The 11793-nt window shown below is 71.7% G+C and carries 11 protein-coding genes; 8 read left to right on the top strand and 3 right to left on the bottom strand.

Annotation, left to right across the window (positions count from 1 at the left end; genetic code table 11):
• Positions 1-202: 202 nt before the first annotated feature.
• Together V7E45_RS01130 and V7E45_RS01125 are read right to left on the bottom strand one after the other, a co-directional pair.
• Positions 203-1609: a sensor histidine kinase gene (locus tag V7E45_RS01130; RefSeq protein WP_333772128.1), complete on the bottom strand. Its 1407-nt coding sequence runs from the start codon at positions 1607-1609 to the stop codon at positions 203-205.
• Positions 1610-1618: 9 nt separating this feature from the next.
• Complete coding sequence (locus tag V7E45_RS01125) at positions 1619-2305, bottom strand: response regulator transcription factor (protein WP_333772164.1); 687 nt, start codon at positions 2303-2305, stop codon at positions 1619-1621.
• Between the two features lie 295 nt (positions 2306-2600).
• Between V7E45_RS01125 and V7E45_RS01120 the strand changes: the two genes are divergently transcribed.
• The 8 genes from V7E45_RS01120 (at position 2601) to V7E45_RS01090 (ending at position 8893) form a co-directional block, all read left to right on the top strand.
• Positions 2601-3377: an amino acid ABC transporter ATP-binding protein gene (locus V7E45_RS01120; protein ID WP_333772127.1), complete on the top strand. Its 777-nt coding sequence runs from the start codon at positions 2601-2603 to the stop codon at positions 3375-3377.
• Positions 3378-3462: 85 nt separating this feature from the next.
• Positions 3463-4299, top strand: coding sequence for a glutamate ABC transporter substrate-binding protein (locus V7E45_RS01115; RefSeq protein ID WP_333772126.1), 837 nt, complete (start codon positions 3463-3465; stop codon positions 4297-4299).
• 75 nt (positions 4300-4374) lie between these two features.
• Entirely contained in the window at positions 4375-5040 is a 666-nt protein-coding gene (locus V7E45_RS01110) for an amino acid ABC transporter permease (RefSeq protein WP_333772125.1), read from the top strand.
• The gene (locus V7E45_RS01105; RefSeq protein WP_333772124.1) at positions 5037-5930 is read left to right on the top strand and encodes an amino acid ABC transporter permease; all 894 of its coding nucleotides are present in this window, start codon (positions 5037-5039) and stop codon (positions 5928-5930) included. Before V7E45_RS01110 ends, V7E45_RS01105 begins: the two co-directional genes overlap by 4 nt.
• A gap of 177 nt (positions 5931-6107) precedes the next feature.
• Positions 6108-7709, top strand: a complete 1602-nt coding sequence (locus V7E45_RS01100) for an FAD-dependent monooxygenase (RefSeq protein WP_333772123.1) — start codon at positions 6108-6110, stop codon at positions 7707-7709.
• Entirely contained in the window at positions 7703-7873 is a 171-nt protein-coding gene (locus V7E45_RS40530; protein WP_443055890.1) for a putative leader peptide, read from the top strand. The genes V7E45_RS01100 and V7E45_RS40530 overlap by 7 nt, the downstream gene beginning before the upstream one ends.
• Before the next feature lie 67 nt (positions 7874-7940).
• The gene (locus V7E45_RS01095) at positions 7941-8486 is read left to right on the top strand and encodes a cysteine dioxygenase (RefSeq protein ID WP_333772122.1); all 546 of its coding nucleotides are present in this window, start codon (positions 7941-7943) and stop codon (positions 8484-8486) included.
• A complete protein-coding gene (locus V7E45_RS01090) occupies positions 8483-8893 on the top strand; it encodes a rhodanese-like domain-containing protein (protein ID WP_333772121.1) in 411 nt (136 codons plus the stop codon). Before V7E45_RS01095 ends, V7E45_RS01090 begins: the two co-directional genes overlap by 4 nt.
• A gap of 117 nt (positions 8894-9010) precedes the next feature.
• Here V7E45_RS01090 and V7E45_RS01085 read toward each other — a convergent pair whose 3' ends face one another.
• Positions 9011-11539 (bottom strand): ABC transporter permease, encoded by a 2529-nt coding sequence (locus tag V7E45_RS01085; RefSeq protein WP_333772120.1) that lies wholly within the window; start codon positions 11537-11539, stop codon positions 9011-9013.
• Between the last annotated feature and the right edge of the window lie 254 nt (positions 11540-11793).

Here is an 11793-nt window from a genome sequence, read left to right as displayed (position 1 = left end):
CGGGCGCGGTCGCGCGCGCCGCCGACCGCCCGGAGGCCCCACCGCCGGGCCGTCCGTCGCTTCCGTCCTGCGGGCCGTCCGCCGCTCCCGTCCGCCCGCTCCGTCCGGCGGGCCCGTCCGTCGGGCCCGTCCTGCGGTCCGCCCGTCGGTCCGCCCGCCCGGCCAGTCCGGCGGTCCGCCCGTCGGTCCGTCCGCAGCGTGCCTAGTGCGTCTCCGGGTGCCGTGGCACGGACACCGTGACCCGCAGTCCGCGCGGCTCGTGGTGCGCGAAGGTGATCGAGCCGCCGCCGGCCGCGAGCAGGGCGCGGGTGATGGACAGGCCGAGACCCGAGCCCTTGACGTTCTGGTGGCGGCCGCTGCGCCAGAAGCGGTCGCCCACGCGCGCGAGTTCGTCGTCGGTGAGGCCGGGCCCGGTGTCGGTGACCACGACCGTCGCGGCCGCGCCGTCGAAGGACACGGCGACGTCCACCGTGCCGCCCTCGGGGGTGAACTTCACGGCGTTGTCGATCACCGCGTCCAGCGCGCTGGACAAGGTGATCGGGTCGGCCCAGCCGGTGGTGGGCGGGCAGTCGCCGGCGAGCCGGACACCCTTGGCGTCGGCGGCCGGTGACCAGGCGGCCACCCGCTCCTCGGTCAGGGCGCCGATGTCGGTCACCGCGAGGTCGGCTTCCGTGTGCTCGGCCAGCGCCAGGTCCAGCAGGTCGTCCAGGACCTGCGCGAGCCGTTTGCCCTCGGTGCGGACCGAGGCGATCTCCTCGTTGCCCTCGGGGAGTTCGAGGGCGAGCAGTTCGATGCGCAGCAGCAGCGCCGAGAGCGGGTTGCGCAGCTGGTGCGAGGCGTCCGCGACGAAGGCCCGTTGCTGCTCCAGCACGTCCTCGACGTTGTCCGCCATCTCGTTGAACGACCGGGCCAGCCGTCTGAGTTCCGGCGGTCCGCCGCCGACCGCGACCCGGGACTTCAGGCGTCCGGTGGCGATGTCGTGGGTGGTCGCGTCCAGGATCCGTACCGGCCTGAGCACCCAGCCGGTCAGCCGCAGCGCCGCGCCGACGGCGAGCAGCATCGCGGCGATCTCCCCCGCCCCGATGAGCAGCCAGCCGCGCAGGATCCGTGAACGCATCTGCCCGGTGGGCGAGTCGGTGACCACGACCGCGACGACGTCGCCGTCCCGGATCACCGGCGAGGCGACGATCAGCCGGCTGCGCTGCCAGGGCCACACCTGCCGGGGGTCGTGGCTGCGGCGGCTCAGCAGCGCCTCGCCGAACGCCTCCCTGACCTCGCCCGCCTGCGGGACCAGCCAGTCGCCGGGTGCGTTGGCCATGGCGGAGCCGTTGCGGTAGAAGACGCCCGCGCGGATGCCGTAGACGCCGTAGTAGCTGTCCAGTTCCCGGCGGAGGGTCTCCTGACGCTCGTCCGGGGCCGTGCGCCGGGAGCCGCTGGGCGCGTCGGTGACGTACTGGGCGAGTGCGGCGAAGCGTGCGGTGTCGTCGATCCGGTCGACGACGACCCGCTGCTGCTCGGCGGCGGCGACACTGACGGCCAGCGGGACGCCGAGGGCGAGGAGCACGGCCGCCATCAGGACGATGAGCAGCGGCAGGAGCCGTGTGCGCACCCGGCCCCGCTACGCGGCCGGGGCGACGAGCCGGTAGCCGACGCCGCGTACGGTCTCGATCAGCGCGGGCATGCGCAGTTTGGCGCGCAGGGAGGCGACGTGCACCTCCAGGGTGCGGCCCGTGCCTTCCCAACTGGTGCGCCACACCTCACTGATGATCTGCTCCCGCCGGAAGACGACCCCGGGGCGCTGGGCGAGCAGCGCGAGGAGGTCGAACTCCTTGCGGGTCAGTGGGACGACCGAACCGTTCACGCTGACCTGACGGGTCGGCAGTTCGATGTGCACGGACCCGAGCCGCAGCGCGGTCTCGGCGCCCGCCGCGGCGTCCTCGTGGACGGTGCGCCGGCTGACGGCGTGGATACGGGCGAGCAGTTCCCCGGTGTCGTACGGCTTGACCACGTAGTCGTCGGCGCCCAGGTTCAGCCCGTGGATCCGGGAGCGGACGTCGGAGCGGGCGGTGACCATGATGACGGGGATGCTGGTGCGCTTGCGGATCTTGCCGCAGACCTCGTAGCCGTCCTGGTCGGGCAGGCCCAGGTCGAGCAGGACCACCCCGAAGCCGGCGCCTTCCGGGACGAGCGCCTGGAGGGCCTCCTCGCCGCTGCGCGCGTGGGTGACGTCGAAACCGTGCCGCGCCAGGACCGCGGACAGGGCGGCCGCGACATGGTTGTCGTCCTCGACGAGCAGCAGTCTCATCCCGGCCCCCTCCGGTTCAGCGGTCGTACGGTCATGGTTCTCGTCCGGCTTGTACACCGGGTGCACGCGCGTGTGCACCATGGCAGTCACGCCGATGGATAAGGACGGCGTCAAGAGGGTTCCGGTTGCCTGCGGGTTCCGTTATCCGCCCGATACGCGCGCGGGCGCCAACTGCTACGACACGTGTCCGATTGCTATCGGATCGTGATGCTCAGATTCCCCTCAGATGTGATGACGCTGGTCACCGGCCCTTACTACTGTCCACCGAAACCGAGGAGGACGGAGCCAGTAAGCGATGACCGAAGTATCGGTGGCCAAGGAGGACGTGGCCGCGTCCGGCGAACTGGTCGTCCTGAAGAGCGTCAACAAGCACTTCGGCGCGTTGCACGTGCTCCAGGACATCGACCTGACGATCTCCCGCGGTGAGGTCGTCGTGGTCATCGGGCCCTCCGGGTCCGGCAAGTCGACCTTGTGCCGCACCATCAACCGCCTGGAGACCATCGACTCGGGCGCCATCACGATCGACGGCAAGGCGCTGCCCCACGAGGGCAAGGAGCTGGCCAGGCTGCGCGCCGACGTCGGGATGGTCTTCCAGTCCTTCAACCTCTTCGCGCACAAGACCGTGCTCGAGAACGTGATGCTGGGCCAGCTCAAGGTCCGCAGGACGGACAAGAAGCAGGCCGAGGAGAAGGCGCGGGCCCTGCTCGACCGGGTCGGCGTGGGCACCCAGGCCGACAAGTACCCGGCGCAGCTCTCCGGCGGCCAGCAGCAGCGCGTCGCCATCGCCCGGGCGCTGGCCATGGGCCCGAAGGTCATGCTCTTCGACGAGCCGACCTCGGCGCTGGACCCCGAGATGATCAACGAGGTCCTGGAGGTCATGCAGCAGCTCGCCCGCGAGGGCATGACCATGATCGTCGTCACCCACGAGATGGGCTTCGCGCGTTCGGCCGCGAACCGGGTCGTCTTCATGGCCGACGGCCGCATCGTCGAACAGGCCTCGCCCGACCAGTTCTTCAGCAATCCGCGCAGCGACCGGGCCAAGGACTTCCTGTCGAAGATCCTGCACCACTGACGGCACCGAGCCCGGCGCCCCGGCGGCCCCGGGGCCACCCGTCCCTCACGGCCCTCGTTCCTTCACCACGCAAAGGATGTTCATCATGAAGCTCCGCAAGGTCACCGCCGCCTCGGCCGTCGTGCTCGCCCTTGCCGTGTCCGCGACCGCGTGCGGCGGCGACAAGAAGGACGACGGCGGCTCCTCCGGCGGCGGCAAGAAGATCGCCATCGGCATCAAGTTCGACCAGCCCGGCATCGGCCAGAAGACCCCGCAGGGCTACACCGGCTTCGACGTCGACGTGGCGACCTACGTCGCCAAGAAGCTCGGTTACAACGCCGACCAGATCGAGTGGAAGGAGTCGAAGAGCGCCGACCGCGAGACCATGCTGCAGCGCGGTGACGTCAACTTCATCGCCGCGTCCTACTCGATCACCCCGGAGCGCCAGCAGAAGGTCGACTTCGCCGGCCCGTACCTGCTGGCCCACCAGGACGTGCTGGTCCGCGCGGACGACCCCTCCATCAAGTCGGCCGGCGACCTGAACAAGAAGAAGCTGTGTTCGGTGACCGGCTCGACGTCGGCCCAGAACGTCAAGGACAAGCTGGCTCCCAAGGCGCAGCTGCAGCAGTACCCGACGTACTCGGCGTGCCTGACCGGTCTGCAGAGCAAGGCCATCGACGCGCTGACCACGGACGACTCGATCCTCGCCGGTTACGCCGCCCAGGCCCAGTTCAAGGGCAAGTTCAAGCTCGGCGGTCTCAAGATGACCAACGAGAACTACGGCATCGGCGTCAAGAAGGGCAGCGACCTCAAGGCCAAGATCAACAAGGCCCTCGAGTCGATGGTCTCCGACGGTTCGTGGCAGAAGGCCGTGGACAAGAACTTCGGCCCGGCCGGCTACAAGAACGAGCCCGCCCCGAAGATCGGCGACATCAAGAGCTGAGGCCCGGCGGGGGGGGGGCGCGGGCGGGGGGGGGGCCCCACCCGGGCGTCCCTACACGCGGAAGCACGGGAGATCGTGTTCGACTTTGTTAGCAAGTACGACGTGCTGGGAGCGTTCTGGACGACAGTGCAGCTGACGCTGCTGTCGGCCGTGGGCTCCCTGGTCTGGGGCACTCTGCTGGCCGCCATGCGGGTGGGCCCGGTGCCGCTGATGCGCGGTTTCGGCACCGCCTACGTGAACATCGTGCGGAACATTCCGCTCACGGTGATCATCCTGTTCGCCTCGCTCGGCCTGAAGGACACGCTGCGCATCACCCTGGGGTCGGACCAGGTCGACACGTCCAACTTCCGGCTGGCCGTGCTCGGACTGGCCGTCTACACGTCGGCCTTCGTCTGCGAGGCGATCCGATCCGGCATCAACACGGTGCCGGTCGGGCAGGCCGAGGCGGCCCGCGCCATCGGCCTGAGCTTCACGCAGGTCCTGGGCCTGGTCGTACTGCCGCAGGCCTTCCGTGCGGCCGTGGGGCCGCTGACCAACGTGCTGATCGCGTTGACGAAGAACACCACCGTGGCGGCCGCGATCGGCGTGGCGGAAGCGGCACTCCTGATGAAGAAGATGCTGGAGAACGAGGCACAGCTGCTGCTGATCTCCGCGGTCATCGCCTTCGGGTTCTGCTGCCTGACGCTGCCGACCGGTCTGATCCTCGGCTGGGTGGGCAAGAAGGTGGCGGTGAAGCGATGAGTTCGGTCCTGTACGACGCCCAGGGCCCGCGGGCCAAGCGGCGCAACATCCTGTACACGGCGGGCTTCCTCGTCGTCCTCGCGGCCGTCCTGTGGTGGGTCTACAAGGGGCTCGACGACAAGGGCCAGTGGGAGTGGATCCTCTGGAAGCCGTTTTTCAGCGGCACCGAGGCCTACTCGACGTACATCTGGCCCGGTCTGCAGAACACCCTGAAGGCCGCGGCCCTGGCCATGGTCATCGCCCTCCCGCTCGGCGCCCTGCTCGGCATCGCCCGGCTCTCGGACCACGCGTGGATACGGGTCCCGGTCGCGACGGTCGTGGAGTTCTTCCGGGCGATCCCGGTCCTGGTCCTGATGATCTTCGCGAACGCCGCGTTCGCCGCGTACACCGACATCAGTTCGGACGACCGTCCCCTGTACGCGGTCGTCACCGGTCTGGTGCTGTACAACGCGTCCGTACTCGCGGAGATCGTCCGCGCGGGCATCCTCGCGCTGCCGAAGGGCCAGTCCGAGGCGGCCATGGCGATCGGCCTGCGCAAGAACCAGGTCATGCGGCTCATCCTGCTGCCGCAGTCGGTCACCGCCATGCTGCCGGCGATCGTCAGCCAGCTGGTCGTCATCGTGAAGGACACGGCGCTCGGCGGCGCGGTCCTGACCTTCCCCGAACTCCTCTCCTCGGCCAACACGATGAGCGGCTACTACGGCGCCAACACCATCGCCTCCTTCACGATCGTCGCGGTGATCTACGTGGTCATCAACTTCTCGCTGACCACGTTCGCGAGCTGGCTGGAGCGACGGCTGCGGCAGAGGAAGAAGTCGACCGGCGCGGTGCTCGGCGTCGACGAAACGGCGAACATCGCCGGCGCGGCGGGGACGGGAATCGCGGCCTGACGCCGGATCAAACCCGAATGCGTCACCCGGAGGCAGTGGCATGATCGCCACTGCCTCCGGTCGCTTGACGCAAACTCCGCCAATGGGTTGCATACGTTCTGTGATCGTGCACCCCGCTTCACCTTCCTGTTCACCTGCGACCGTCCGGACACCGCTGCGGGCAGGGGGCACCGCGTCGTGGACCCGGTGATCGTCGTCGGAGCGGGGCCCGTCGGGCTCACGCTCGCCCTGGCGCTGGCCCGTCAGGAGGTGCCGTCCGTCGTCCTGGACGAGGGGCCCGGCAAGGACGAGCCGCGCCCGGCCCGCACCGCCGTGCTGCGCGAGGACACGGCCGCCCTGTTGTCGCGGCTCACCGGGGTCGCGCTCGGTGACCACGGCTCACGATGGACCGGATGGCGGTCCCTGCGGCGCAAGCAGGTGACCAGCGAGATCACCTTCGAGGACGACACGCCCGCCCCGCTGCACCTCGCCCAGCACGTCCTCACGAGCGCCCTGCGCGCGGCCGCCGCGGACGAGCCGCTGGTGCGGATCGCCGTGGACAGCCGGCTCGACGCGATCGAGCAGGAGCGTTCCGCCATCACCGCGCACACCCGGGGGCCCGGTGGCACCTGGTGGCGTGGCAGCTACCTGGTCGGCTGCGACGGCCCCCGCTCGACCGTGCGCAAGCTCCAGGACATCCGGTTCCCGGGCCGTACGGCGGTGGAGCGGCACGCGGTCGCCACGCTGCGTACGGAACTTCCCTGGGAGGGTCGCGCGTTGCTTCACCGGATGCCGCCGTGGCGGCCGTCCGGACCCTCGGCCGGAGAGGTGACCGCCCGCCCCCTCCCGGACGGCGTGTGGCGGCTGGACTGGCTGCTGCCGCCGGGCAAGGACCTCGTCACGCCCGAGATCCTGGTGGCCGGCATCCGCGAGACGCTCACGGGCTGGACGGGCGAGTCCGCGCCGGCCTACGACCTCCTCGACACCGGCGTCCACACCGTGCACCACCGGCTGGCCCGGCGCTGGCGCGCCGGCCGGGTCTTCCTCGCCGGGGACGCGGCCCACCTGCTCGGCGCGCTCGGCACCCAGGGCCTCGACGAAGGCCTGCGCGACGCCGACAACCTGGCCTGGAAACTGGCTCCGGCGTGGCACCACGGGCACCACGAGGCACTGCTCGACAGCTACCAGGCCGAGCGGCGCGCGGTGGTCGCCGCCCGGCTGCGCGCCGCCGACCAGGCACTGCCGGTGCTCCGCGGCTCGGGCGGCCTGCGCAGCATCGTGCCCGGTGCGACACGCGGCCATGAGCTGCTGCTGATGGACGGCCACTTGGGGCGCGGTCCGCTGGGTGCGCCGGGGGCGTACGCCGACTCGCCGCTCACGCCCCGTCATCTGGAGGGCGAGATCGCCGTCGAGACCCCGCCCGGCGCGGCGGTCACCGACGTGCGGGTCACCGCGGAGGACGGTTCCTTCGTACGGCTGCGCGAGCGGCTGGGGCGCGGGGCCCTCCTGGTCGTGCTGATCGCGCCGGGCACGGGCGTGTGGGACCGCAAGCACTGGATGTCCGCCGGGGTGATGCCCCGGCTCGCGGCGGCGGTGACGGCGCTGCCGCACCCGGCCGAGCTGCTGGTCGCCGAGGAGTACCCGGGTGCGCCGGCGCACAGCGTCCTGCTCGTGCGCCCCGACGGCCATCTGGTCACCGCGCTGAGCGGAGTGCGTCCGGCCGATCTCTACGCGGCCGCCGAGGCGACCGTGGGCGGCGCCGTGAAGGAGGAGGCGGAGGCCGGTTCCGGCGTGTGCTGACCGTGAGGCCCGTCACCCTCTGTCCAGATGGTGACAGTGAGTTGACCGTCCTGCGGTGGCGTGCTGTACTCCGGATCGTGACCGACACCTGTGTGCGCCTGTGGCGGAGGGTCCATATGGACCTCGTCCGCTACGCGGGCTGCGTGTGTCGCCCGTCCCGCTGAATTCGCTTCCCCTTTCTTCCGGGCGCCCTCGCGCGCCCGTTCGGCGAACCCATTCAGGACGGTGCACGTGTCTGTCTCCCCCGCTCTCTCCTCCCCTGCCGCGGCCCGGGCCGCCGGCTCCGCGCCGACCCAGGCGGATCTCCTCGACTTCGTGCGGCGCACGGCCGCCGACGCCGAGCTGATCGCCTCGCTCCCGCTCGACCCGGAGGGCCGCACCTGGGTGCGGCTGGACGGCCCCGGCGGCAGCGAGGCCTGGCTGATCGGCTGGCCGCCCGGCAGCGGCACCGGCTGGCACGACCACGCCGACTCGGTCGGCGCGTTCCACACCGCGTCGGGCGAGCTCGCGGAGTACTCACTTGCGGCCCGGCTGCCCACCGACGGCTGGAAGACCCTGGAACTCGCCGAGGACGTGGACCGCAAGCGCCGGCTGCCCGCCGGCGAGGGCCGCTCCTTCGGCCGTCACCACGTGCACGAGGTGCTCAACGAGTCCACCGACCGGCACGCGATCTCGATCCACGCCTACTACCCGCCGCTGCCGCGGATCCGGCGCTACAGCCGCACGGGCCCGGTGCTGCGCCTGGAGCAGGTCGAGCGTCCGGAGGACTGGCAGTGAGCGCCGCGGACGAGCGGCCGGTCGGCATCGACGATCTGCTGGAGCGGGTCCGCGCGGGCTATCGGCGCGTCGAGGCGGAGCAGGCGCACGAGGCGGCGCGCACCGGTGAGGCCCTGCTGGTCGACATCCGGTACGCGGCCCTGCGCGAGCGGGACGGGCTGATCCCCGGCGCCCTCGTCATCGAGCGCAACGAACTGGAGTGGCGCCTCGACCCCCAGGGCAGCCACCGGGTCCCCGAGGCCACCGGTCACGACCTGCGCGTCGTCGTGATCTGCAACGAGGGTTACGCCTCAAGCCTGGCCGCCGTCTCCCTCCACCAGTTGGGCCTGCACCGAGCGACCGACCTGGTGGGTGGATTCCAGGCGTGGCGCGCGGCGGGGCTGCCGGTGGAGCCGCCCGAGGACTGACGCGACCGGCGGAACCGACGGGACGACCGAGCGAACGGGACGACCGAACGGACGGACGGCCTGCGGGGCTGACGGGGACTCGACTGGCCCGCCGATCGGCCGCCTCCCGGCGCCTTCCTACTCCTTGGCCGTGGCCACCGTCACCGCCGGCACGCGCAACGCCGCACGTCCGGGTACGGCGCTGGAGACGAGGGCGAGAAGGACGGCGACCGCGACCACGGTGACGTAGAGCAGGGGTGCGACCGTGGGAGCGGCCCGGCCGGTCATGCCCAGGCTGAACGCGGAGAGCACGGCGACAGCGATGCCGCTGCCGAGTGCCGTGGCGAGGAACAGCACGGACAGCACCTCGGTGCGCAGCACCCGCAGCACCTGGCGGCGGGTCGCACCGGCGAGGCGGAGGAGGGCGAACTCCCGGACACGCTCCGCGACCGACATGGCAAGGGTGTTGACGACCGCGATGGCGGTGAAGGCCAGGACCAGTCCCATCGCCAGATAGTTGACCTCGGCGTTCGCCTGCTGCCGGTCGGCCTGGAGGGTGTCCGCGGCGGTCGGCGAAAGAACTCGCAGTCCCGGGAACTCACGGAGGGTAGTCGCGAGTTCTGTCTGTGTACGGGTCGTGCTGACGAGGACGGAGGAGGCGAGCGGGTTGTCGACGTGGTGGGCCACGAGGTCATGGGCGAAGGTGAGGTCGCCGAAGCCGAGACCCCGGGCGTAGACGGCGGCGACGGTGAGCATGACGGGCGTGCCGTCGCCGAGCGTGAGTTTCAGGGTGCTTCCGGGCCTCAGGTGGTGCTGGTCGGCGGCCAGTTCACTGACGGCGACGGTACCGGGGGCGAGACCACCGAGGGAGCCGGCGGTGACCTTCGGGTCCCAGGTGCGGGTCAGACCGGCCGGTGTGACGCCCTGCGCGGAGTACTTGTCGAGACCGACGCGGACGGTCGTGCGGACGACTTCGGTGACCGTGTCGTGCTGGGCGCGCAGCCGTTGCGCTGCCTCCCCGGGGACGCCGGGCCCCTCGGCGGCGACGACCCAGTTCGCGGTGACACCCTCGCGTGCCTGGGCGCGGGCGGCGTCGCCGAGGGTCGACTGGACGAACAGCACGGTGCAGGTCATGCCGATCAGCAGGGTGAGGGGGGTGACGACGGAGGCCATCCGGGTGGCGTTGCCGCGCAGGTTGGCGGTGGCGAGGCGGCCGCCTTGGCCGGTGAGCCGCAGGGGGCCGGCGAGCAGGAGCGCGGCGGCCTTGACCAGCAGCGGACCGAGCAGGGCGACGGAGGTGCACAGGACGACGACGGCGAGGAAGGTCACGGGAGTCGAGGCGGGCTCGGTGCGCAGGGAGGTGAGGACGGCGACGAGGACGATTCCGCCGGCGAGGAGCAGCAGCCCGGCGGCGATACGCCCCCAGGCCGGGCGGGTGCGTTCGGTCCTGGCCTCCGCCAGGGCTTCGGCCGGCCTGATCCCGGCGATCCTGCGGGAGGCGATCCGGGCCGCCGCCCAGGCGCCCAGCAGGGTGGCGGCGAGCGCGGCGAGCGGCGGGAAGACACTGACACTGGGCTGGAGCGTGACGGGCACGGCGCCGAGGGCGACGAACCTGGAGTGCAGCCAGCCGCCCAGTGGCAGACCGAGCAGTGCGCCGGTGATCCCCGCCGCCGTGCCGACGATCAGCGCCTCCCGGCCGAGCAGTTTGCGGATCTGTCCGGGGGTGGCGGCGATGGCGCGGAGCAGGGCCAGTTCGCGGTGGCGCTGCTGGACGGTGAGCGCGAAGGTGCCGACGACCACGAGTACGGCGACCAGCAGCGAGGTGCCGCCCATCGCGCCGCCCATGCTGACCAGCCGGGTGCGGGCGGTCGCCGCGTCGAGGAACTCCACGGGACCGCGGGCGTCTCCGGTGCTGACCTGAGCAGTCGTGCCGTGCAGCGCCTGGGTCACGGCCTGTCGCAGGGTCGACGGGTCGGCGCCCTCGGCCGGGAGCACGCCGAAGGCGGTGACCTGTCCCGGGTGCGCGGCGAGCCTTCGGGCCTCGGCGGTGGAGAAGAACAGTGACGTCTGGTGGCGTACGGGCGTGGCCGGTGTGGCGACACCGGTGACGCGGTAGCTGCGCGGGGACTGTGTCGACTGCACCGTGAGGCGGTCGCCGGGCCGGAGGTGGGCGCGTGCGGCGAGGTCGTCGTCGATGACGAGGTCCCCGGCGGCCTGGGGAGCGCGGCCCGCGGTCAGCCGGTAGGGCGTCAGCGCGGCGGAGTCCCAGGCATGCCCGTAGGCGGGGCGTTCGCCGGTGCCGTAGGGGGTCAGCGGCTGCGCCAGGAAGGTGAGTTCGGAGACGACGCGGGCGACGCCGGGGGTGCGGGCGAGTGCCGTGCCGAGGTCCGCGGAGAGCCAGGCGCGTTCGGCGATGGGCTTCGCCTTGCGCTTGACCTTGGTCTTGCCCTTCTTGTGCTTCACCTTGGTGTGGTGGACGTACTGGTCGGCGGAGACCACGACGGGGGCGGCGGCGTAGCGCTCGGTGCGGATCGCTCCGCGCAGCCCGGTCTCGAGGAGGGTGCCGCAGGCGGTGATCAGGGCGGCCGCGCACATCAGGGCGAGGAAGGCGCCGAGAGAGCCGGCCATGCGGGCGCGGACGGTCTGAAGGGCGTATCGCAGCATCATGGGGGCGGGCTCTCTTCTGTTGTGCGTCGCGGAGTCCGTGCGCCTGCCGGTCAAGGCGCGGGCCGTGTTCCGGGGCGTGCTTACAGACTCCTCGTGCCCGGGTCCGGAATCACTGCGGTGGCCTGGCGTCTTGAGCGGGGGCTAGCCCCACCTCCGTATGTGTCAGCCATGCGCATACCGGCCAGTGAGCGGGTCCCGGGCCGTGCTGCACGGGCACCGGCCGGGCGCCCTCGCGCTCAGCCGGGCGCCTCGTC

It is taken from the genome of Streptomyces sp. IBSBF 3136 (assembly GCF_036815105.1).
Taxonomy (GTDB): domain Bacteria; phylum Actinomycetota; class Actinomycetes; order Streptomycetales; family Streptomycetaceae; genus Streptomyces.
The sequence above is the reverse complement of the archived record's forward strand: the minus strand, read 5'-3'. Positions and strand labels throughout refer to the sequence as shown.